At 70.4% G+C, this 23019-nt stretch carries 19 protein-coding genes; 8 read left to right on the plus strand and 11 right to left on the minus strand.

All coding sequences use genetic code 11. The features are described 5' to 3' along the window. Positions 1-261 precede the first annotated feature (261 nt). Positions 262-714 carry a hypothetical protein gene (locus BN4251_RS15010; protein WP_087485838.1) on the plus strand — a complete coding sequence of 151 codons (453 nt, stop codon included), beginning with the start codon at positions 262-264 and terminating at the stop codon, positions 712-714. 9 nt (positions 715-723) lie between these two features. On the opposite strand, the gene BN4251_RS15015 is transcribed toward BN4251_RS15010, so the two are convergent. The 4 genes from BN4251_RS15015 to BN4251_RS15030 are packed head-to-tail and all read right to left on the minus strand — an operon-like array spanning position 724 to position 3158. After that, complete coding sequence (locus BN4251_RS15015) at positions 724-1269, minus strand: hypothetical protein (RefSeq protein ID WP_087485839.1); 546 nt, start codon at positions 1267-1269, stop codon at positions 724-726. Continuing rightward, on the minus strand, positions 1266-1886 hold the full coding sequence (locus BN4251_RS15020; RefSeq protein WP_087485840.1) for a signal peptidase I: 621 nt from the start codon (positions 1884-1886) through the stop codon (positions 1266-1268). The genes BN4251_RS15015 and BN4251_RS15020 overlap by 4 nt, the downstream gene beginning before the upstream one ends. Next, the gene (locus BN4251_RS15025; protein ID WP_170931988.1) at positions 1883-2542 is read right to left on the minus strand and encodes a SipW-dependent-type signal peptide-containing protein; all 660 of its coding nucleotides are present in this window, start codon (positions 2540-2542) and stop codon (positions 1883-1885) included. Before BN4251_RS15025 ends, BN4251_RS15020 begins: the two co-directional genes overlap by 4 nt. A 7-nt stretch (positions 2543-2549) precedes the next feature. Continuing rightward, positions 2550-3158, minus strand: coding sequence for a SipW-dependent-type signal peptide-containing protein (locus BN4251_RS15030; RefSeq protein WP_087485842.1), 609 nt, complete (start codon positions 3156-3158; stop codon positions 2550-2552). 382 nt (positions 3159-3540) lie between these two features. On the opposite strand from BN4251_RS15030, the gene BN4251_RS15035 reads away from it, so the two are divergent. Further along, complete coding sequence (locus BN4251_RS15035; protein ID WP_245810377.1) at positions 3541-5583, plus strand: acyltransferase family protein; 2043 nt, start codon at positions 3541-3543, stop codon at positions 5581-5583. A gap of 121 nt (positions 5584-5704) precedes the next feature. Next, positions 5705-7759 carry an acyltransferase family protein gene (locus tag BN4251_RS15040; RefSeq protein WP_245810378.1) on the plus strand — a complete coding sequence of 685 codons (2055 nt, stop codon included), beginning with the start codon at positions 5705-5707 and terminating at the stop codon, positions 7757-7759. 14 nt (positions 7760-7773) lie between these two features. On the opposite strand, the gene BN4251_RS15045 is transcribed toward BN4251_RS15040, so the two are convergent. Genes BN4251_RS15045 through BN4251_RS15060 form a run of 4 tightly spaced genes read right to left on the minus strand, consistent with a single transcriptional unit; the run spans position 7774 to position 11695 of the window. Continuing rightward, positions 7774-8799 carry an N-acetylglucosamine-6-phosphate deacetylase gene (locus tag BN4251_RS15045; RefSeq protein WP_087485845.1) on the minus strand — a complete coding sequence of 342 codons (1026 nt, stop codon included), beginning with the start codon at positions 8797-8799 and terminating at the stop codon, positions 7774-7776. A gap of 3 nt (positions 8800-8802) precedes the next feature. Next, positions 8803-9597 (minus strand): 6-phosphogluconolactonase, encoded by a 795-nt coding sequence (locus BN4251_RS15050; protein ID WP_087485846.1) that lies wholly within the window; start codon positions 9595-9597, stop codon positions 8803-8805. A gap of 19 nt (positions 9598-9616) precedes the next feature. Further along, complete coding sequence (locus BN4251_RS15055) at positions 9617-10621, minus strand: Gfo/Idh/MocA family protein (RefSeq protein ID WP_087485847.1); 1005 nt, start codon at positions 10619-10621, stop codon at positions 9617-9619. Between the two features lie 30 nt (positions 10622-10651). Next, the gene (locus BN4251_RS15060; RefSeq protein ID WP_087485848.1) at positions 10652-11695 is read right to left on the minus strand and encodes a Gfo/Idh/MocA family protein; all 1044 of its coding nucleotides are present in this window, start codon (positions 11693-11695) and stop codon (positions 10652-10654) included. Between the two features lie 195 nt (positions 11696-11890). Here BN4251_RS15060 and BN4251_RS15065 point away from each other — a divergent pair, with 195 nt between their 5' ends. From BN4251_RS15065 to BN4251_RS15085, 5 genes are all read left to right on the plus strand, one after another. Then, positions 11891-12757 (plus strand): Gfo/Idh/MocA family protein, encoded by an 867-nt coding sequence (locus tag BN4251_RS15065; RefSeq protein WP_170931989.1) that lies wholly within the window; start codon positions 11891-11893, stop codon positions 12755-12757. Continuing rightward, on the plus strand, positions 12754-13788 hold the full coding sequence (locus tag BN4251_RS15070) for a Gfo/Idh/MocA family protein (RefSeq protein WP_087485850.1): 1035 nt from the start codon (positions 12754-12756) through the stop codon (positions 13786-13788). Before BN4251_RS15065 ends, BN4251_RS15070 begins: the two co-directional genes overlap by 4 nt. A 7-nt stretch (positions 13789-13795) precedes the next feature. Then, on the plus strand, positions 13796-14722 hold the full coding sequence (locus tag BN4251_RS15075) for a dienelactone hydrolase family protein (RefSeq protein WP_087485851.1): 927 nt from the start codon (positions 13796-13798) through the stop codon (positions 14720-14722). Positions 14723-14847: 125 nt separating this feature from the next. Next, positions 14848-17286 carry a PQQ-binding-like beta-propeller repeat protein gene (locus tag BN4251_RS15080; RefSeq protein WP_087485852.1) on the plus strand — a complete coding sequence of 813 codons (2439 nt, stop codon included), beginning with the start codon at positions 14848-14850 and terminating at the stop codon, positions 17284-17286. A gap of 56 nt (positions 17287-17342) precedes the next feature. After that, positions 17343-19640, plus strand: a complete 2298-nt coding sequence (locus BN4251_RS15085; protein ID WP_140398456.1) for an NHL repeat-containing protein — start codon at positions 17343-17345, stop codon at positions 19638-19640. 147 nt (positions 19641-19787) lie between these two features. Here BN4251_RS15085 and BN4251_RS15090 read toward each other — a convergent pair whose 3' ends face one another. The 3 genes from BN4251_RS15090 to BN4251_RS15100 are packed head-to-tail and all read right to left on the minus strand — an operon-like array spanning position 19788 to position 22995. After that, positions 19788-21083, minus strand: a complete 1296-nt coding sequence (locus tag BN4251_RS15090; protein ID WP_087485854.1) for an AGE family epimerase/isomerase — start codon at positions 21081-21083, stop codon at positions 19788-19790. Positions 21084-21142: 59 nt separating this feature from the next. Then, positions 21143-22006 (minus strand): carbohydrate ABC transporter permease, encoded by an 864-nt coding sequence (locus tag BN4251_RS15095; RefSeq protein ID WP_087485855.1) that lies wholly within the window; start codon positions 22004-22006, stop codon positions 21143-21145. After that, positions 22003-22995 carry a carbohydrate ABC transporter permease gene (locus tag BN4251_RS15100; protein WP_087485856.1) on the minus strand — a complete coding sequence of 331 codons (993 nt, stop codon included), beginning with the start codon at positions 22993-22995 and terminating at the stop codon, positions 22003-22005. Before BN4251_RS15100 ends, BN4251_RS15095 begins: the two co-directional genes overlap by 4 nt. Positions 22996-23019: the final 24 nt, after the last annotated feature.

Here is a 23019-nt window from a genome sequence, read left to right on the forward strand (position 1 = left end):
CACCGTCCCGGCCACGTACAAAGAGTGGGGGATCCCGGAAGCACGCGATATTCGCGGTGAACCTCGCTGCACGAGCGAACATGCAAACACTCCAACGAGCACGGAGGATGACGGCTCCGCCTCCGATGAAGTCTGGAACGAGGAGCCCGAGGCCAACGGAGGATCCGCCGACTGAGGCCTGTACGAGGAGACCCCGCCCTCGACTATCGTGACCGCACAGCCCCGAGAGGCGCCGCCCGACGATCAGGAGGAGCGCACACCATGGCCGGAAAGAGCCTGATCCCGGGCCCGTCCACCACGAAATCTGTCATCCACACCGCGAAGTGGCTCCTCCCGCTGCTGGCCACCGGCGCGCGCTGGCTCTCCTCCCATCCCGAGGTATGGGAGTCGATCAAGGAACAGGGCGCGAAGCTGCAGAAGGTCACCACCGACAAGCCCGATGGCGTGCTCACCACGGTGGGAATCCTCCGCGAACAGGTCGGCTACCTCACCGACTCCGCCGATGACGCCGGCGAGGCACGCCAGGCGCAGGACTGGGCGAAGCGGCTGGACAGCTGCGAACGCGCCGCCCAGCTGCTGCAGACCCCGGGCACCACCCGGAGGGACCGCAAATCGCTGACGAAGCGCGTCGAGGCGCTGCGCTCAGAGATCTTCGCCGCGTACATCGAGGAGAGGGGCGAGGACGCCGAGACCGACAGCGCACCCGAGCGCTGAGGTGGAGGCTCACACCGTCACGTGCTCACAGGTTCCGATACCGAGGAGGATGGACTGAGCCTCGATGATCGCCGGCTCGGATCTCCACCCGCTCGGATCCTCGACCGTGATTCCGAAGCGCATCGTTGACCCGAGCCCGAGCAGGCCTCCGAGCAGGCCGGTGGGGATCGTCGTCGTGTAGGTGCCGTCGCCGTTCTGTGCGGTGTTCGAGCTGAAGCTGAATCCGAGAACTGGCTCGAGGATCGAGCCGACGCCTCCGGTCGCCTGCTGCAGGGTTGCCTGCTGCAGCGTATATCCCTCCGGCAGATTCCAGTGGATGCGCACTCGCGCTGCCAGTCCCAGCCCACCGGGGCGGAACTCACAGTCGCGGGTGAGCATCGGCGCCGGGATCGTGCTCGCCGTGACCTCCCCCGCGATCGGCGTGGTGTCGGTCCATCCCGCCTCGGTCTCCTCGAACGAGGTGGGCAGCAGCATTCCGGTCAGCAGCACGAGCGGCACGAGCGCCCCGGCGAGCATGGCTGTCAGCTGGCGTCGCCGCGTCGAGCGGGCGGTCATCGCTCCGCCTCGGCGTCGCCGGTGTCGGTGTCGGTGTCGGCGTCGGCGTCGGCGTCGGCGTCGTGCTGCTCGGTGCCTGGGCGCCCGCGCGGCCACAGCGCCCAGACCACCAGAGCGCTCACGGCGAGTGTGACGCCGCCGAGCAAGTAGGGCGAGTTCAGCGCGGCGACGGGTTTCGCGAGGCCTGGGATGGAGAACAGCACTTGTCGCACTTCGGCGACTGTGTACGGGGCGGTGTCGGCGGCGTCGTTCGCATCGCCCTTCATCGTGATCTGCCGCTGGCCATCGGGCAGCTCGGTGACGGAGGTGACGCGGTGGGTGATCGGGAGGGCGTCCTCACGGTCAACGGTGACGACGTCCCCGACCTCGACCTCCGCGGCGGGGATCTCCTGGACCACGGCGAGCGAGCCCTGCGGGATGGTGGGGGTCATCGAGCCGGTGCGGAACAGGATCAGGCTGATGTCGAAGACCACCGCGAGGATCACCAGGACGACGCAGAGCGCGCCGCCCACCGCAGCCAGGTTGAGGATTCCGTTCAGGAGGTGGCCGAGGAGCCCGCGGCTCGGCCGTGCGACGCGGGGCGACTCTGTCGATGAGGAACCGGCGGCAGTGTTCATGTGGTCTCCGAGATGGCGTCGATGCTCCAGCTGGCGCTCGCCGTCTGGCCCTGGAGGTCGTTGGTGGCGTCCACGGGCAGGGTGACTTCGAAGCAGAGGTGGGTGGGCTGGCCCGGGGCATCGGGCGTCGCTCCGGCGAGCGCGAAGGGGTCGTCCTCGGCCTGTCCGGTGGTCAGCGGCACGTGCTCGGAGGTGCTGCCTACGAGGTAGTCGGCGCTGCCGTTGAAGGCGGCGGCCTCGCAGATCTGTGACGCGATCACGCGGTAGCGCAGGGCGTCTCCGAGGGTTGCGGGCTCATCGAGGCCGGAGGCGTTCAACACGGCCTCTCCCGCGATCGATCCGGTCGCTGTCCGCAGTGCGAGCGAGGCGTACCGCGTGGACCCAGGGGTCATCTCGGTGGCCTCGAACTGCAGGACGGCCGCCTCCTCGGCGTAGGCCGCCCAGGAGCCTCCGGCGCCGTCGTAGGGCTGTGAGGGGTTGGCTTCGACGACGAAAGTGGAGGCGGCGAACTGCCCCTCGACGAAGACCTGGTCGGTCCATGCGGCGAGGGTCGTGGTCGCACCTGCTCCGAGGACCAGGCCGGAGGCGAGCAGGGCGCGCAGGCGTACCCACCAGGGCTGCCCGAGCGGCACGCTCGACCCACCGGCCTCAGTCATCAGCAGCTCAGACCTCCGGCGAGTCCGAGGTCGCCAGGAACTCCCAGGTGGCGGTGCCGGACTGGCCCTGATCCAGATCATCATTGGCGGTCACGGTGAAGCACAGGTTCACGGCTGCGCCAGCAGCGGAGTCAACACCGGACACCAGGTTGAACGCGGCTGTGTCGCCGACGGCGTCCAGAGCAGTGCCCGCAGCGACCAGCGTGTCGCCGACGGTGGCATCACAGCCGAAGCCGACGGTCGTGGTCAGGGTGTAGGTGAGGCCAGCGATCTCGTTCGTGGTCCCTGCGGGACGGACCACGACTCCCGCGTCGTAGCTGGTGGTGGCGTCGAGTCGGACCGCGAACGGCGCCGAGACGATGTCTCCCGGAGCGAGGTTCGAGGCGTCGACGCCGAACGCGAGTGGCGCGGCAGTGTCGACGGTGTCGTGCTCGATGAACTCCGTGCCGTTGAGGCTTCCCTCGAGGTTGAAGTCGCCGGCCTCGAAGGTGCCGGTGGCGAACTCGGAGTCGTTCCACGCGGCGAGGGTGATGGCAGCGCCGACGCCGAGGACGAGCCCTCCGGCGAGGGCGGCGCGAATCTTACGGGCACGAGAAGACGGAGCGATGTCAGACATGGTGAACCCCTGAATGTGTGCGAGAAGGAGAGTGCGGGGCATCAGCCCCGGTGTGATCGGTGGCGACGCCACCGATTACCTGAATCTTAAACTTGGAGAGCCGTGCCGAGGTGGGACTTGAGTCCCGCTTCACAACCTTGACCGAATGGCTCCCCGCATCGCGGTGCCGCGTCGCACAGCAGTCGCGAGGAGCCGCCTTCACATCATCGGCCATGAGCTCAGTAACTCAGAGGGCAACGCTGACGTCAATGGTTCGCGGGAATATTGCCGTAAGGCGCTTCGCGATTGCACTCTGGCCCGCCCGAAGCGTCCGACTTCTCCCTCGCCCCGCATTTGTGACCCCTTCGTTATCCTCGCGGGTGCCATCCATGCAAGGAGTCCCGTGACCGCCACCGCCCACCCGGCCTCGAGCACCACCCCTCCGCGACGATCCGGTTTCCGCCCTGACATCCAGGGCCTGCGCGCGATCGCCGTGTTGCTGGTGGTGCTCTTCCACTCCGGGGTGGAGGTGCTCTCCGGTGGGTACGTGGGCGTGGACGTGTTCTTCGTGATCTCGGGCTTCCTGATCACCACGCATCTGCTGGAGTCCCTCGAGCGGGAGGGGCGGATCCGCTTCGGCGCCTTCTACGCCAAGCGGGCCCGACGCATCCTGCCCGCCTCGCTGCTGGTCGCGGCGCTCACGGTGGTGGCGGCGTGGATCTGGATGTCCCCGCTGCTGCTGGAGAGCGTGGTCAAGGACGCTATCGCCACCGCGCTGTACGTGCCGAACTACCGCTTCGCCCTCGAGGACACGGACTATCTGGCCGAGGCGACACCCTCGGCGTTCCAGCACTACTGGTCCCTCGGCATCGAGGAGCAGTTCTACCTGTTCTGGCCCGCGGTGCTCGCGCTGGTGTTCTGGCTGTGCCGGCGCAGCGAGCGCCGCGTGATGGTCGCCGTGGCGGTGCTGACGGCCGCCTCGTTCCTGGCCTGCGTGCTGTGGATGGACATCTCCCAGCCGTGGACCTTCTTCTCCCTGCCCACCCGTGCCTGGGAGCTCGGGGTGGGCGGCCTGGTGGCGATGCTGCTGCGTTCAGGGGCGAAGTGGTTGAGCTCCCCGCGCACCGGGCTGCTGGCCTGGGCGGGTCTGGCGGCGCTGCTGGTGATTGCGCTGGTGTTCGACGAGGGCACCCCCTTCCCGGGCTGGACCGCGGCGCTGCCGGTGCTCGCGACCGCGGCGCTGATCATCGGCGGCGCGGCGCCGGGCCGCATGCATGCCACCGCCGTGCTGGGCCTCGCCCCGATGCAGTTCGTCGGCGCGATCTCCTATTCGCTGTATCTGGTGCACTGGCCGTTGCAGGTGATCCCGCAGGCGGCCGCCTTCTCCGATGAGCCGCTGCCACTGGGGGTCCGGCTGCTGCTGGGCGCGGCCGCGGTGCCGCTGGCATGGCTGCTGTTCCGCCTCGTGGAGCGCCCGGCGATCTCGTGGACCCGGCTGCGGGAGGCTCGCCTGCGGTGGACGGGCGCGCTCGCCGCGGCCGCCTCGATCGCGCTGATCGCCGTCTCGGGCGGGGTGCATCTGGCGGCGACGCAGCAGAGCCTCGCCACGCCGCAGAGCGTCGCGGCCGAGGAGGCCGGCCCGCATCCGGAGGGTACCGAGATCGTGCCGGCGAACCTCGAGCCGTCCCTGGACGAGGCCGAGAACGACAACCCCGCCGTCTACGCCTCCGGCTGCCATCGCTCGCAGTCCGAGACGGACCCCGGCGGCTGCCAGGTGGGCGAGAACGAGGACGCACCGCTGGTGTTCCTCTTCGGTGACTCCCATGCGGCCAGCTGGTACCCGGCGCTCGAGAAGCTCGCCGAGGACGGCACGATCCGCCTGGACAGCAACACCAAGAGCTCCTGCTACTCCCTCGACATCGCCCAGCTGGACGAGGGCGTCCCGTACACCTCATGCGAGCAGTGGCGGGACGGGTTGTTCGAGCGGATCGACGCCGAGCAGCCGGATCTGGTGATCCTCGCCAACTACAACAACCCCGAGCTGCCGCTGGAGGGCGGCAACGATGATCTCGCTGACCGTTGGCAGGAGGGGCTGAGCTCGACCCTGTCCCAGATCGACGGGCCCGAGGTCGCGGTGATGAAGGACGTCCCCGATCAGCAGCGCACCCCGCGCCTGTGCCTGTCCCAGCACGTGGACGATGCCCGCCGGTGCGCGGTCCCGCTCGAGGACGCCTTCGTCGAGGAGCTCGTCCAGGCGGAGGACGCCGCCCTCGAGGGCACCGCCGCCCACCGCGTGGATCTCACCGACCGGCTGTGCAACGAGGAGAACTGCCCGGTGATCATCGGCAACACCCTGGTGTACCGCGATGGCCACCACCTCACCGAGACGTTCAGCCGCGACCTCAGCGAGCCGCTGTGGGAGCAGCTGGAGCCGCTGGTCGGCTGAGCGGCCGGGCGGTGCCGACGGGGCTGTGCCCGCGGGATGGGTCACGGCACGCGGCGGCGGCGCCCGCACGGCCGTGACCTTTTCGTTATCCTCTCGGGTGCCGTCGACCCCGAGGAGCTCCGTGACCGCCCCTGCCGTGCACGGCCCGCACGCTGCCCGTACCGCACCTGCGAAAAGTCCCGGCTTCCGCCCCGACATCCAGGGCCTGCGAGCGATCGCGGTGATGCTGGTGCTGCTCTACCACTCCGGGGTCTCGGCGCTCTCGGGCGGCTTCGTGGGCGTGGACGTCTTCTTCGTGATCTCCGGCTTCCTGATCACCACACATCTGCTGGAGGCGCTCGAGCGGGAGGGGCGGATCCGCTTCGGCGCGTTCTACGCCAAGCGGGCCCGCCGCATCCTGCCGGCGGCGCTGCTGGTCGCCCTGCTGAGCATGCTCGCGGCCTGGATCTGGATGTCCCCGCTGCTGATGCCGGAGGTGCTGCGCGGCGCGGTGGCGACTGCTCTGTACGTGCCGAACTACTTCTTCGCCCAGCAGGGCACGAACTATCTGGCCGAATCCACCCCTTCGGTGTTCCAGCACTACTGGTCCCTCGGCATCGAGGAGCAGTTCTATCTCTTCTGGCCGCTGCTGCTGGCGGCCGGGTTCTGGGTGTGCCGGCGCAGTGAGCGGCGGCTGATGCTCGGCGCGGCCGCGCTCACCGCGGCCTCGTTCCTGGCCTGTGTGCTGCTGATGGACGTCTCCCAGCCGTGGACCTTCTTCTCCCTGCCCACCCGTGCCTGGGAGCTCGGTGCGGGAGCACTGGTCGCCTTCCTGCTGCGCTCCGGCGCGCGCTGGCTGCGGTCGAAGCGCACGGGCCTGCTGGCCTGGGCGGGCCTGGTGGTCCTCGCGCTCGTGGTGGTCACCTTCGATGAGGGCACCGCCTTCCCGGGGTGGAGTGCCGCACTGCCGGTGCTGGCCACCGCGGCGATGCTCGTCGGCGGCGCCGCGCCGGGCGAGCTCCATGCCGGGCGCGTGCTCGGCCTCGCGCCGATGCAGTTCCTGGGCACGATCTCGTACTCGCTGTATCTGGTGCACTGGCCGTTGCAGGTGATCCCCCAGGCCGCGTCCCTGTCGGAGGAGCCTCTGCCGCTGTGGATCCGGTTGCTGCTGGGCGCGGTCGCGGTGCCGCTGGCCTGGCTGCTGCATCGCCTGGTGGAGCGGCCGGTGCTGCGCTGGCCCTCCCTGCGGCGGGGACCGTCCTGGCGGACCGGTGCCCTGGCGGCCGCGGCGTCGCTCGAGCTGATCGCCACCTCCGCCGGCATCTCGCAGGTCCTTCCCCAGCAGACCTCCTCGGACCGCACCGCCGCGCAGGAGCAGCCCTCGCTCGCTCCGACGGGCACGGACTTCGTTCCGGCGAACCTCTCCCCCACCCTCGAGACCGTCTCCGGGGACAACCCCTCCATCTACGCCGCAGGCTGCCACCAGGAGGGCGAGGCGGCCGACGCGAGCGGCTGCCGGGCCGGCGAGAACCCCGACGCCCCGCTGGTGTTCCTGGTGGGCGACTCCCACGCCGCGAACTGGTATCCGGCGCTCGAGCGGCTCGCCGAGGAGGGCCGGATCCGGCTGGACAGCAGCACCAAGAGCTCCTGCCTGCCGCTGGAGACCCCGCAGCAGTTCGAGGACCGCCCCTTCGACTCCTGCGACCGCTGGCGCGGGGACGTGCTCGAGCGGATCGCTGAGGTGGAGCCGGACCTGGTGGTCCTCGCCGCCTTCCACGATCCCGACCGCCTGATGCCCGGCGGGCAGGACAGCCCCGAGACCCGGTGGCGTGAAGGGCTCGCCCGCACGCTCGCCCGGATCGACGGCCCGCCCGTGGCGGTCATGCGGGACGTGCCCACGCAGGCCCAGGCACCCACCCACTGCCTCGCGCAGAATCCCGAGAGCGCCGGCCGGTGCGCCACACCGCGGGCCGACGCCTTCGAGGTGCCCCTGGTGCAGGCGGAGGCCGACGCGATCGCCGAATCCGACGCGGATGCCCACCACGTGGACCTCACCGGGTACTTCTGCAACGAGGCCAGCTGCCCGGTGCTGCTCGGGAACACCGTGATCTACCGCGATCAGCACCACCTCACCCAGACCTTCAGCCGTGAGATGGCGGAGCCGCTGTGGGAGGAGATCGAGCCGCTGGTGGTGTGAGGAAGCCGCTCAACTCAGGCGCGATGGACGAGCGTTCCGGCGGCGTAGGTCTCGGCCACGCGATCCTCCTCGAGCAGCACGAAGTCCCCGCCGGCGGCGGTCCGCTCCTCGAGGCCGAGCAGGGAGGCCGGGATCCGGCTCGCCATGTCCAGCAGGAGCGTCGGGTCGGTCGGCAGGGCAGCGCGAGCCCAGTTCAAGCAGGTGCGCAGATCGGAGCCGGAGCCGGCGAGGTATTCGGTCCCGGCGAGGTTCAGCCGGCCATCGAGCGCAACGTCGACGTCGCCGCCGACGGGGGTGCGATAGCGGCCCGGCGGCATCCCGGCGAGCGCGGCGGAGTCGCTGGTGAGCACGCAGCGCTCAGGTCCCTTGGCGCGGATCATCACGGTGAGGGTGTCAGCGGGCAGATGGTGACCGTCGGCGATGAGCATGGCGGTCAGACGGTCGTCGGCGAGCTGGGTCCACAGGTGGTTCGGGTGCCGTGGCAGCATGCTCGCCGCGCCGTTGCCGAGGTGGGTGGAGAGCGTCGCCCCGGCATCGACGCCGGCGCGCACCTGCTGGGGCGAGGGGGCGCAGTGCCCGAGCGAGATGCGCACGCCGCGAGCGCTGGCGGCGGCGATGTACGGCGCGGCGCCGGCTCGTTCCGGGGCGAGGGTGACCAGGCGCACCGCCCCCTCGGCCGCCTGCTGCCAGCGGTCCAGCTCGGCGACGTCGGGGTCACGCAGGCGCGCGATGTCGTGGGCTCCGCGCGGGCCGTCCTCGGCCGCGAGCGAGGGCCCCTCCACGTGCACACCGGCGATCGAGTGCGCGAGCAACGGGTCCTCGCGGCGGGCGGCGGCGATCACCGAGAGGACGTGGAGGATCTTCTCCTCGCTCGCGGTGATCACCGTGGGCAGGTAGGAGGTCACGCCCCTCGCCCAGAGCGCGCGGGTGAGGTCCGTCAGGGTGTCCGGGGTGACGTCGTCGGCGTTGACGTCGTGCCCGGCGTATCCGTTGACCTGGAGGTCGACGAGGCCCGGCTCGACGCGGGGGTCCGCACTCACGGCTCAGCCCTCGGCGACCGGGCTGTCGGTGCGGAGCTCCGCGGGCAGGAGCCCGGCTGCGGCCTGGTCGAGGTGGATCCGGACCCGGGGGTGCGTGAGCATCGCGGTGGCGGGCACGCCAGGGTCCACCGGTCCGGCCAGCGTCGCGGCCACGGCGTCCGCCTTCGCCGCGCCGAGCACCGTGCACACCAGGACGCTCCCGGCCAGCAGCGCCGGGACGGTGAGGGTGAGGGCGGTGGCGGGGACCGACTCGAGATCCGGGAACAGTCCCTCGTCGACCTGCTGCTGCCGCGAGGCGTGCGCGAGCTCGATCAGCCGCACCTGCTCGGGGGTGTCGAAGTCGGTGTCGCCCGGTTCGTTGAAGGCGATGTGTCCGTTGACGCCGATCCCGAGGCACACCAGGTCGATCGGTGCGGCGGCGAGCGCGGCGCCGTACCGGGCGGCCTCCTGGTCCGGATCGGCATCGGCGCGGATCCGATCCAGGCCCGCCTGTGCGGCCTGCGGCAGGCGGTCGGCGAGCCAGGTGCCGAAGGCGGCCGGGTGCGCCGGGTCCAGCCCCAGGTAGTCGTCCATGTGGAAGGAGTCCACGCGGCTCCAGTCGATCCGCGGGTCGGCGCCCAGGGTGGCGAGCATCTGCTCCTGCGAGGGGGCCGAGGCGAAGATCACCCGTGCCCGGTCCTGCCGCTCGAGGACCTCGGTCAGGACATCGGCGGCGGCGCGTCCGGCAGAGGCGCCGGCGGCTTCGGCGGTATCGCGGATGATGACGGCGGGACATGAGGTGGCGGTGCGGGATGGCATCGGGTCTCCTTCGGGGGTGTCAGAACGCCTGCGGCGCACCGGCGTCCAGGGCGCTCTGCTGCGCCTTGAGGGCGATCTCGGTGGCCTGCAGGCTCGCTGCGGTGGTCACCTCCGGTTCGTCTCCGACGAGCAGCGCGTCGAAGAAGTACTGGGCGGGCCGCTGCGCGGGGCCCAGCGGCACCTCCCAACGCGGCCGGTCATGGGTGGTGACGGTGAGGTGGTGATGGGCCCAGTCCACTTCGGCGGTGCCCTCCGAGCCGGTGATCCGCATCCGGTAGTGACCGTGCACATCGGCCGCTTCGGGGCCCAGCCAGTTCGCCTCGATCGTGGCGGGCACCCCGCCGGCGTGCAGCAGCAGGCTCACGTGGTCGTCGAAGTCGGGATGGTCCGCCGCCCGCGCGTTGCCCACGAAGGCGCTCACGCTGCCCTGCAGCGCGGCTGTTCTCCCCTGCTGCTCCGCGACCAGGTCGAGCACCAGGTCGATGTCGTGGATCGGCAGGTCTCCTGCGATTCCGCCGTAGGTGGCGCGGTCCAGGAACCACCCGGGGCGAGTGGCCTGGCCCAGCTTGTGCGGCCCGGTGCTCGCGATCATGGCGATCGTCCCGAGCACGCCCTCGGCGAGCAGCTGCCGCAGCGCCAGGGTGGCAGGATAGAACCGCTTCTCGAACACGATCGAGACGTGCCGCTGGGCCTCCTCGGCCGCGGCCCTGACCTGTGCGAGCTGCTCGAGGGAGGTGCACAGGGGCTTGTCGGCGAGCACATGCGCTCCCGCGCGCAGCGCCACAACGGCCGCCTCGGCGCGCTGGCTGTAGATCCCGGCCACGAGCGCGACGTCCACGTCATGCTCCGCCAGAAGCTCCTGTGCGCTCTGGTAGCTCGGGGCCTCGATGCCGGGCAGGAAGCGGCGGCGCAGCGTCTCATCGGCTTCGGCGACCGCCACCAGCTCGAGCTCCTCGCGGTGCTCGACCTCCGCGAGGGCGTAGTCGACGTGCTGATGGGCGGCGCCCAGGATGGCGACCTTCATCGCAGCTCCTCCGTCATCGCAGCTTCTCCGTCATCGCAGCTCGTCCATGGTCACGGTGCGGCCGGTCGCGGCCGCGGCGGTGATGGCCTCGAGCAGGCGCACAGTCTCCGCGCCGTCCCGGCCGGGGATCGAGGAGTCGCGCCCCTCCTGCACGGCGTCGAGGATCTCCGTCCACTGCTGGACGTGCCCGGCGATGCCGATGGCAGCGGGATCCGAGGCGCCCACCCCGATGCCCGTCTCCGCCGCGTCGATCCGCGGTGCGGGGACCCCGTCCACGTCCCATCGCAGCAGCTCGCCCTGGCCGATCTCGACGACCCCGCGTGCACAGTGCAGGGTGAGCGTCGCCGGGCTCCCGGGAGGGGTGGCGGTCGAGGTGCTGATCAGTCCCAGGGCGCCGCTGGCGAAGCGGAGGGTCGCCACGGTGGTGTCCTCGGTGCCGGGCTCATGGGCGAGGGTCGCGGACTGCGCGGTGATCGCTTCGACGGGGCCGGCGAGCCAGCGCAGCAGGTCCACGTTGTGGGCTCCCTGGTTCATCAGGGATCCGCCGCCCGCTCTGGAATCGCCTCGCCAGGGGGCGGCGGAGTAGTAGCTCTCGTCCCGCCACCAGTGGACGTGCGTGGTGGCCAGCCGCAGCGGGCCCAGCAGCCCGTCCTCCAGCGCCCTGCGCACGGCCTGCACCTCGGGTTCGAGGCGGCGCTGGGAGATGACATGGACGCTGAGGCCTCGGGACTCGGCGAGGGAGACGATCCGATCCGCCTCCGCCGCGGTCAGCGCGAGCGGCTTCTCGACCACCGCGTGATGGTCGCTGCCGAGCGCGGCGAGGGCGTTCTCGGCGTGCGCGCCGCTGGGCGTGCAGATGGCGATGACGTCGAGGTCCTCACGGGCCAGGAGCTCCTCGGGGCTCGACTGCACCGCCTCGGGCCAGCCGGCATCGGCCGCCTTCTCGCTATCACCTCCGCTGAAGGCGACGAGCTGGGCGCGATGGCGCAGCTCGGCGAGCGCCTTCGCGTGCGAGACCCCGATGGTGCCGAGGCCGAGCAGGCCCACCCGGACGACGTCATTGTGCGTGGTCATGTCTCGACACTAGGTGGCCGGGAGCGCGATCGCAATACACCGCTATGCCTGATGAACACCTTTTCCTCTTGACTCACGGACCTGTGCGGGGGAACCTTGTGGCACTGTCCCGTCGTCGTGGCGCCGCGCCTGCCCGTCGGGATCCCGACCTTGTCGGCAGCTCGGCAAGGACCCACCGAACTACGAGGAGCAGCCGTGCTGCGCATCGGCCTCATAGGCACCGAGAACTCGCACATCACCCACTTCACCCGCTTCCTCAACGTGGAGGAGCGGCACCCCGGCGTCCGGGCGACGGCGCTGGTGGGCGGCCCGTCACCGCGAAACCGGGAGCTCGCCGAGCTCGGCGCTATCGAGCGGATCGTCCAAGAGCCCGCCGACCTGGGAGACGAGGTCGATGCCGCGATCGTCTCCTCCCGGGACGGCGGCAAGCACCTCGAGCACGCCCGCCCACTCCTCGAGGCCGGCAAGGCGGTGCTGGTGGACAAGCCGCTAGCCGCCTCCGTGGCCGACGCCCAGGAGCTGCTCGCCCTGGCCGAGCGCAGCGGGGCGGTCATGCTGTCCTGCTCGGCGCTGCGTTTCGTGCCGGAGCTCCCGGATTTCGCCGCCTCGCAGGAGACGGGCCGGCTGCGCCACCTCCACGTGAGCGGGCCGGCCGATCCGGACAGCGAGTACGCGGGGCTGTTCTTCTACGGCATCCACCATGTGGAGGCGGCCCTGGAGATCCTGGGGAACCCCACCGTCGCCCCCGGAGAGCTCGAGGTGCGCGCCATGCGCAGCGCGGACACCGTGGTGGCATCGTGCGAGATCGCGGGAACGCAGGTCACCTTCACCTTCCTCACTCCCGGGGAGGGGACCCGCACTCCCTTCCATGCGACGGCCGTCTATGAGAACGCCGCCGTCGCCCGCCCGCTCACGCTCGGCGGCGACTACAACGCCCCGGCGCTGGCCGAGTTCCTGCAGGCGGTGGAGAGCGGCGCCTCGCCGCGTTCGCCGCAGGCGCTGCTGTCGCCGGTGGCGACGCTCTCCGCGATCACCGAGTCCCTCGAGAGGAACGCGTCATGACCCAGTCCCCCACCGCCGCCGCGCCCGGTCGCCAGCGATTCGGCATCATCGGAGTCGGCATCATCGGCCAGGGCCATGTCAAGCGGCTCACCGCGGAGGACTCCCCTGCCGATCTCGTCGCCGTCGCCGACCAGAACCCCGAGGCCGCGCAGAAGATCGCCGCGGAGCACGGCGTCGAGGCCGCCTCGGACGTCACCGCGCTGCTGGCCCGCGAGGACATCGACGCGGTGATCATCGCCGTCCCCTCCGGCCTGCATGCCGAGGTGACGATCCGGGCCCTCGAGGCGGGCAAGCACGTCTTCCTCGAGAAGCCGATCGAGGTGACGGTCGCCGCGGCGGACAGGATCCGCGCCGCGGAGAAGCGCTCCGGGAAGGTGCTGACCATCGCCAGCCAGCGCCGTTTCGCCGCCGAGAACCAGTTCCTCAAGCAGCTCGTCGAGGAGGGCCGGCTGGGCCGGATCACCTCGGCGACCATCGAGGTGCCGCTGTGGCGCAGCCAGGAGTACTACGACTCCGGGGCCTGGCGCGGCACCTGGGAGCTCGACGGCGGCGGCGCGCTGATGAACCAGGGCGTGCACCTGGTGGACCTCACGCTGTGGCTGCTGGGCGAGGTCGAGGAGCTGTTCGCGCACACCGGCCTGCTCGCCCATGAGCGTATCGAGGTCGAGGACACCGTGACCGTCACCGCCCGGCTGGTCAGCGGTGCCCAGCTGACCTTCCAGGCCACCACCGCCGCGTACGGCAACCTGCCGATCCGCATGAACCTGATGGGGGATGCCGGATCGATCGTGACGGAGAACGAGCGCGTGGTGCACGTGCACTCGCGGGACGGGCTCGAGCTCCCGGAGTTCACCCCTCGCGACATCCTCCGCGAAGGGCTGATCGACTTTGTGACGGCGGTGCAGCAGGGCACCGCCCCGCTGGTCACCTCGGCGGAGGCGCGCGCCGCCGTCGCATTCATCGAGGCGGTCTACGAGTCGGGTCGCACAGGAAGGCCGGTGCGACCCGCCGCACTGCCGGTGGAGCCCTGAGACACCGGTGGCACCCGCGCAGGCGGAACGTGACTGGTGGCAGAAGCGGCTGGGGGCATACCCGGATGCCGAGGGCTCCTGGCACCACGTCGGCCAGCGCGCGCTGACACATCACGGGGTGAACGGCCGGATCGACCAGCTGGCGATCCGGAGTTTCGGCTCCGAACTCGTGTGCGAGCTGCTGGTGCCCACGGCGGCGGCGCCGACCGGAATCGTGGTGGTCGTGCCGTTCTACGACACTCCACCTCTCTTCGGCGAGCCCTCGCCGCGCACCGCTCTTCACGATCGCGACCCTGCCGATGGCGCGTACGGGCTGCGGCTCGCCGACGCAGGGCACGCCGTGCTCGCGGTGCCGTGGTGGTTCGAACAGATCGCCGCCGCGGATCCGGCGACCGCCACGGCCCGGAGCCTCGAGGAGCGTTACGGCCCTGCCGCCGCCCGCCACCGCCGTGAGCAGACGATGACCGCTCTGGGCAGGAGCGTCGCCGATCTGGTGCTCGCCGTCACCGCGTTCGAGGAGTCCGGCCTCGCCCCAGGTGCCCGGCTCGCCGCCTTCGGCCATTCCCTGGGTGGCAAGCTCGCCCTGCACCTGGCCGCCCTGGACCCTCGCATCGAGGCGGCCGCCGTGCACGAGCCCGGGCTGGGGTTCGCCCACTCCAACTGGGCGGATCCCTGGTACCTGGACGGAGAGATTCCTCAGGAGCGCGACCAGGACGACCTGCTGGGACTGGTGGCCCCGCGCCCCTTCCTGCTGGCCGGAGGCGGGGACGGCGACGGCGCCCACACCCTCGATCTGTTCCGCTCCGCGGGCCGGCGCTGGCCCGCAGAGCAGGGACCCGACTTGCTGCTGCACGACGGCGGGCATCCGCTCCGGCCGCACGTCATGACCGCGATCGGTGCGTGGTTCAGCGAGAAGCTGCCGCGCCGGGCCTGAGTCCCGCGACGCAGCCGGCGCTGCCGGCTCGGAGCACCACACCCATTGACGCCGGTGACCCCGGTCACTAACATCTCGGTCAGCAAAGGTTTTCTCCCTGTAGCTACCACCGAAGGGAAGCAACGATGCTTCACCAGGACAGCACGCCCGAGCAGATCACCCCGAGTCGCCGAGCCGTGATGCGCGGCGCGCTGGGCCTCGGACTGGCCGCGACCGCCACCGCCGGGTCCGGGGTGCTCCCACTCCCCCGGGCCGTCGCCGCCGGCGAGATCCTCAACGCAGGCTTCGAGCAGGTCACCGACGGCTGGCCCACCGACTGGGAACCGTTCAACGCCGCCTCCAGGGAGCACATCGCCTCCGCCGACGATGCCGCCCACAGCGGCGACCGGTCGGTGCGGATCGCAGATCAGAGCACCACCTCGGTGGGCCTGCGCAGCTCGCGGCTGCCCATCGACGCGGGCACCGTCTACGAAGGGTCGGTGCAGGTGCTGGTCGAGGCCGGACGCGCCTCGGTGTACCTGGAATTCTGGGACGAGGCCGGGACCAGGGTCTCGAGCACGTTCCAGGAAACCCGATATCTGGGCGATTGGCACGCTGTGAAGGTGAGTGGGACAGCGCCCCGGACAGCCGTTCACGCCACTCTCCTGCTGTATTCACCGCAGTCCAACCAGGGCACCGCATGGTTCGACGAGGCGGCGATCGCGCAGGTGCGCACCCTCCCTGTCGAGCGGTACGGCACCGCCGCGTTCACCGCCGCGATCCGCGGCGCGACCCTCCTGGGCGACCGCCTCTTCGTGACCTCCCGCCACCCCGTCGACGGCAAGCTGAGGCTGGCCGAGGTGGATCTCGAGACCGGGGAGGCCCTCTGGTTCTCGGATCTGGACCTCGGCGGCGGCTCCGGCCAGCAGCTGGCTCATGACGGCACCCACCTGTACATCGGCGCCGCCGGCCATGGCTCGATCTGGCGCATGGACCCCGACACCCGCGAGGCCGAGGAGTGGGTGCCGATCGGCGGCTCCACGCTGTGGGCCTATGACCTGCGGTACCACGAGGGGTATCTCTACCTCGGCACCTATCCGGACTGCATGGTGCGGCGGATCCGGGTCAGCGACGGGCAGGTCGAGGTGTACGGGCGCGTCTCGACCTCGCTGTACGCCACCGCGGCTGTCGCGGACGAGGAGTACGTGTACGGAGGCTCCGCGAGCCCGGGCAGGCTCCTGCGATGGCCCAGGGAGGGCGGAGGGGAACCGCTGGATCTCACGCCGCAGCTGAGCGACTCCCCCGTCGGCATCCTCGACATGGTCGCCTCCGGCGGTCTGCTCTACATCGCCAGCGGACGAGAGCTGATCTCGATCCGGCCCGACGGCTCGGAGCGCGTCTCCCGCTCGATCCCGGAGGAGGATCGCTACATCGACCAGCTGACGGTGGCTCCGGACGGAACGGTGTACGCGCTGGCACGCCTGACGACGAACATCTATCGCGTCGACGCCGAGACGCTGACACCGATCGCGCGCCCGCACGACGACGTGGAGAACATCCTGCTCGACCTCACCGACGACGGCCGGTTCGTCGGTGTCAGCGGCGTGGGCGACGTGTGGACGGTCCTCCCCGGCGGGGAGGCGGAGGTCTTCAGCCTCACCTCGAGCTCGTTCGCCTATCCCGACGAGGTGCAGAGCATGCTGCTGCACTCCCGCGGGCAGCGCCTGTGGGTGGGCGGCCACTACTCGATGACGGTGCACAACCTCGGGGCTCAGACCTCCGAGAGCTTCTATGCCCCCGGGGAGCCCAAGGCCATGGTGCAGGGCGCCGACGGGACGGTCTACGCCGGCATGTACCCGAGCACGAACATCGTCGCGTACCACCCCCGCACCTTCGAGCCGACCGTGCTCGGAGCCATCGGGCACGGTCAGATGCGGGTCAAGGAGATTCAGTACGACCAGGCGCGTCACCAGCTGCTGGTCGCGACCGGCGCCAGCAACGGGTCGTACTCCGGAGCTCTCACCTTCGTGGACCTGCGGACTGGGGAGTTCGACGTCCACGTCGACATCCTCCCCGGGCAGCGTCCGATGGACATCGCCGTGGCGGGGGATGTCGCATACATCGTCGGAGACACCTGGGGCGATGGCAACAGCGGCCCCAGCAAGCCCGCCGGCGACGTCGCGGCCGTGGACCTCACCACCCGCGAGGTGCTGTGGCGGCGGGAACTTGACCCGGACTGGCAGTCGTACGAGGGGGTCGTCCACCAGGACGGCCAGCTGTACCTGATGGGGCGGCGACCGAGGGGTCCGTGGTTCCTCTACGACCTGGCGACCGAGAGCATCGTCCATCGAGGGGATCTCGGCGGGTACGGCGAGTTCGGACAGTCCCGTGGACGGGTCTTCTCCTGGGTGCACTGGGCCTTCGACATCCGTGAACTGCCGAGCGCGAAGCAGGGGACGGAGCGGCTGCTCCACGCCGATGTCCCCAACGGTTGGTACAACAACCCGGAGTTCTGCTGGGCGCCGAACGGCAAACAGATCTGGGGCGTGTGGGGGCCGGACCTCGCGAGATTCACCCTGATCTAGAGCGCGACGCTCCCTTCTCTCCCCCTCCCCCTGCACACCTCAGAGAGGTCTCTTCGATGACGCAGCACGACCGAACACCCATGCTCACCCGTCGACTCGCCCTGCAGGGCACCGCCGCCGGCGGGCTCCTCGCGCTCTGCGGCCTCGCGCCCGCCGCGGCTGAGGGAGAGCACAGAGCTCTTCCGGGCACGGGCGAGGCCGTCGACCTCGGCGAACCCGTCCACAAGACCCAGGCGCTCAGCTCGGCCGTCGGCACCGCACCCGATGGCGTCCCCCGCGGGTACTACGTGGTCGAGGGCAACGTGACCACGAACGCGGAGTTCACGGTGATGGACCTCCGTACCGGCGAGACGGTGCTGCAGACGCGGGTGCCGCACGGGATCTCGAGCCAGCGCACGCTGGCGATCTCCCCCGTGGACGGCACCGTGTACTTCGCGACCTCCGAGGTCAGCCACGCGTACCGTCACACCCCCGGCACGGATTCGGTCGAGCACCTCGGCGCGTTCCCCACGGGGCAGCGGGCGTGGACGGCAGCGGTCGATGCGGACGGCACACCCTGGTTCGGCTCCTATCCGGGCGGCAGGCTCTACTCGCTGGATCCCGACTCCCTGGAGTTCACCGACCACGGCGTGGCGCTCGCCGGTGAGCAGTACGTCCGTGCGATCTGTCCTGCGGGGGACTCGATGTACATCGGCACCCAGCAGACAGGTCACCTCCTCAGATTCGACCGGAGCACCGGCGCCTTCACGGAGATCCCGATGCCCGATGCGCATGCTCCCACCGGCATCGAGAAGATCTCGCTGAGGGGCGACCTGCTGTTCGTCGGCACCGACGGCATCTTCGTGCGCGATCTCAGCACGGACACCTGGATCGACCACATCCCGGGGGCGAACCCGCGGGTGTCCCCGCCGGATCCGACGAACCCGGACCACGTCTACCTGCGCACCGACGGAGAGATCCACCGCTACGACCTGGCCACGCGTGAGCTGAGCGGGACTGCTCGCCGCCCCAATGCCGCTCCCGAGTCCTGGGCATGGGTCCAGTTCGAGGGGGAGAGTCCCTCCCTCGTGCTGACCTACTGGAACCAGGGACGCACCTACTCGTTCAACTTCGTCGAGGGAGGCGGGACGTACCAGGTGCCCGACCTGATGGGAGCCGGCACCAACATCGTCACGATCGGCGCAGGCCCTCTCGGGGACATCTACGCGGGCGGCTATCTGAGCCCGCCGGGGATGGGCCGCTACGACCCCGATCAGGGGGAGATCGAACTGCTGGCCGGCTCCGGGCAGGTCGAGGGGTACGGCACGTACAAGGACGCGCTGGTCTTCGGCCGCTATCCGCAGGGATCCCTCTGGTGGTACCGCACCTCGGAGCCGTGGGAGCTGAACTCCAATCCCCCGGCACCGCTCGAGATCGGCGACGGCCAGAGCAGACCCCAGGCCTTCCTGGAGCTCACCTCGCTCGCCGACACCGTCGCTGTCGCCTCCGTCCCGGACGGCGGCCAGCATGGAGGCGCCATCACGCTCTGGCAGCCGGAGGAGCACTCCCATCAGGTCTTCCGCAACGTCGTCCCGGATCAGACCCCCGTCTCGCTCGTGGAGCATGACGGGCTGGTGATCGGCGGGACCTCGATCCAGGGCGGCTACGGCATCGACCCAGTCACGTCCGAGGCACAGCTGTTCGGGTGGGATCCCGTCAGCGGCACCACGCAGTGGCAGATCGCTCCCGTCCCCGCTGCGGAGACCATCGCCGGACTGCTCATCGACGAGGACGAGCGCCTGTGGGGAATCGCGAACGGAAGCACGGTCTTCGAGTTCGATCTCCGGGAGGGCCGAACCGTGCGCACGATCGTGATCGATGCCGACCACGGCCCCTCCCGATACGGCAACACGGATCGCCTGATGTTGGACGGTGCGCGGCTGGTGGGCTCGGCGGCGAACCGCATCTTCCTCCTGGACCGCGCCACGGAGGAGGTGACGACCCTCTACGGCGGGCCGGAGGCCTCACCCGCCGAGGCGATCGACGAGCTCGCGCAGGACCGCCACGGCGCTCTGTACTTCACCCGAGCCGGCACGCACCTGATGACGCTTCCGATGCCTGCGGATCGGACTGCGCCGGAGGTGGCTGTCCGGACCGCGCCCCCGAACCCACGGCCGGGCCAGTCCGTGCGGGTGCACCTGCGAGCCCACGACGACGGCACGGCCGATCCCGTGATCCACTACCGGATCGATGACGGCGCCTGGACGCGGTACGAGCGTCCGGTCGCGGTACGGGCTGATCAGCGCCTGCAGTGCCGCGCGATCGACGATGCGGGGAACTCGAGCACGGTGGTCACCCTGGAGCCCCGGGCCTGAACCGCCGCCGACGCCAGTGGGCACGGAGGGCTCGGCGCTCACCTGGGGGATGTACGGCATGAACCTGGCCTGGTTCCCGCTGCCGAAGTGAGTCAGCCGTGGTGAGCGGCCCGCAGTGTGCACATCATGCTGCGGACCGCTCACCCGTCACGGCTCTCCGCCGGCCTCGAGCGCGTTCAGGAGCAGCAGGGACCGGGCGATGTGCATCGGGTCCTTGACCGGCAGGGCCACGACCTCGTCCAGCGGGCTGCCGTCACGGGAGCGGATCTGGATCCATTCCTGACCCCCCGGGTCCGGGAAGGTGGCCATGGTGTACTCGCGCACCTGCTCGGCCCAGCGTGCGATCTCCGGGGAGCCGGTGCGGCGTGCCAGCAGTGCCGTGGCGTACAGGGTTTCGGCGTGCACCCACCAGAGCTTGGTGTCCCAGGTGCGATGCACGAGCGACTCGTAGGGGGTGCCGAGCTCGCGCCCGTCAGGTGCCGCGCCGGTGTCGCGGTCGACGTAACGCAGCAGTCCTCCCTCCGCCTGATCCCATCCCGTCTCCAGGGCTCGGAGGGCGAGCACGGTGAGTGTGCCGTCCGGGACCGCCAGCTGCGGGTGCAGATCGCCGACGTGGACGAGCATCCACAGCAGTTCGAGCAGATGGCCGGGGGTGACGTGGCGGGCCAGCAGGGTGTCGTGGTCCGCGGGGTCGTCGGGCCGGTGCTCCCACCAGGTCTCGGGCCCGAGAAAAGCGCTCTCGCCGCCGAGGAGCACAGCCCGGGCCTCCGTCATGACGTCGGCGGCGAGCGCCGAGCCGGTGGCGCGGTGCAGCTCGGCGGCCACGTGGAGGAGAGTCATCGGGCCGGCGAGGTCGCGGAACCCCGCGGAGACCGGATACGGCTCGCTGCGGGCGGTGCGGTGATGCAGGGAGTCCGCGGCACCGCGCAAGGTGCGCTCCGCCTGGGCGAGCCATCGGGCGGGATCGGAGGCGGAGGCGGCAGCCGTGTCGGGCCTGCTCGGCTCGCGCGATGAGGAGCTCTCCGCGGCGCTGTCCGTCAGGCGCAGCGCGCCGGCCAGCCCGAGAACGGCGAACAGGTCGGCGAACACGCTGGTGGCCAGCTCGCCCTGTGCGTCGGCGATAGGTTCCCCGCGGGCGCTGAGCAGGAAGGCGGTGCGGCTATCGGGCAGGAAGGCGTGCTCGGCCAGGAAGTCCGCGGTGCGCAGCGCCCGCCGGTGCCACAGGTCGCGATCGCCCTGGAGCCGACCGGCGTCGATCTCCTCCACGATCAGGGCGCAGGTCCAGGCCCAGCGCCCCTGGGACCAGGTGTACTTCTCCGTGGTCCTCAGCTGCCCGCGGTTGGTGAAGCAGGTGCGGACGCCGCCGAGCTCGTCGTCGGCGCCGTGCCGGCTCCACCACGCGAGCACGTCGCGTTCCAGATGGGTGCGCAGGGAGTCCCTCATCGCTGCCGTGCCCGGAGCATCGGCGCCTGCGGCGAGGCATCGCCCGGAGCGGGGCTCATCTACTTGATCCCGCTCATCATCACGCCGCGCACGAAGTACCGCTGGAGGAAGATGAACACCAGCAGCGCCGGGATGAACATGACCACGGCGGAGGCCATCAACGTCGCCAGGGAGACGTTCTGCGCCTGCAGGCCGTTCAGGCCCACCGTGAGGACGTAGTTCTCCGGTGACTGCTGGGCGACCAGCGGCCAGAGGAAGTCGTTCCAGTGCCACAGGAACACGAAGGTGCCCAGGGTGGCGAGGATCGGCTTGGTCTGGGGGAGGATCACCGACCAGTACACGCGCAGCTCGCCGGCGCCGTCGATCTTGGCGGCGTCGATCAGCTCATCGGGGATGTCCTGCATGAACTGGCGCATCAGGAACATGGCCTGGGCGTTGGCGACGGTGGGCAGGATCAGGCCCCACATCGTGTCCAGCCCGCCGATCTGGCCCACCAGCAGGTACTGGGGGATGATCGTGAGCTGGTAGGGAATCATCAGCATCGCGATGAACACCCAGAAGATCACCTCGCGCCCCAGGAACCTCTTCTTCGCGAAGGCGTACCCGGCCATGGAGGCGAACAGCAGCACCAGCACCACCGAGACCACGGAGTAGATCGTGGTGTTCAGGGCCCAGCGCGGGATGTTCGAGCTGCGCAGGGCCTGCCGGTAGGCGTCCAGCGAGATGTCGGTGTTGAAGAAGATCTCCGGCACCTGCACCGGGACCCCCGGGTGCAGGGAGATGACCACCATCGAGATGAACGGGAACAGCGTCAGCGCGCCGATCAGGATCATCGGGATGTGGATCAGCTGCTTGCGCACCCTCACCGCACGGGGCGCACGGCGGGCGGCGAAGGGCTCGCGGCGCTCGGTGATCGCGCTCATGTGTCGTTCCTTCCCACGAGGCGGCGTTGGATCAGGGAGAGGATCAGGGTGATCACCAGCAGCACCACGCCCACGGCGCTGGCGTACCCGAACTCGAAGTAGCCGAAGCCCTGGTCGAAGATCATGAAGGTGAGGGTGTAGGAGCCGCGGGCGGGACCGCCGCCGGTCATCACGTAGATCATGTCGAAGGCCTGGAAGCTCTTGACCGTCTCCAGCACCAGCACGAAGAACAGCGCGGGCTTCAGCAGCGGCATGGTGATGTATCGGAAGCGGTGCCAGGCGCCGGCGCCGTCGAGCTCGGCGGCCTCGTAGTAGTCCGTGGGGATCGCGAGCATACCGGCGAGCAGGATCAGCATGTTGTAGCCGAAGCTCCCCCATGCCGCGACCAGGGCCAGGGCGGGCAGCACCAGGTGCTGGTTCTGCAGCCAGGAGCCCAGCTCGAGCCCGGCGGTGCTGAGCAGCTCGTCGATCGGCCCGCCGCCGCTGAACAGCCAGACGAAGATGATGCCGGAGATCACCGGCGAGGTCACCACGGGCAGGAAGAACAGGGAGCGGTAGAAGGACATCCCCCGCATCGTGCGGTTGCACAGCTGCGCCATCAGCAGCGAGAGCACGACGGACAGCGGGATCGCCAGAACCGCGTAGATGCCCGTCACGCGGAGCGAGTGCCAGAAGACGTCATCCGAGATCAGGCGGGCGAAGTTCTCCGTTCCGACCAGCCGGAACTTGCCCGACAGGGAGACATCGCCGAAGCTCAGCAGCACCCCGTACAGCGCCGGCAGGATCCGGAACGCGACGAAGAACGCCACGTACGGGAAGATGAAGGCGTACGCGACGAGCGCGCCGCGCGAGGTCGCGAGCTCCCTCCACGTGACGGTGCGGGCGACCACCGCTGGGCGTCCGGTGTCGTCGTTCGGCCCTCCGGGTTCGCCGGGACTGCGGGGATCGCCGGTGGCATCGGGGGTTGCGGGGGCCACGGAAGTGGACATGCCGCTCCTCTCTGAGCTGTGGTC

Origin of the sequence: Brachybacterium massiliense, from assembly GCF_900184245.1 — a bacterium.
In the GTDB taxonomy this organism is placed as follows: domain Bacteria; phylum Actinomycetota; class Actinomycetes; order Actinomycetales; family Dermabacteraceae; genus Brachybacterium; species Brachybacterium massiliense.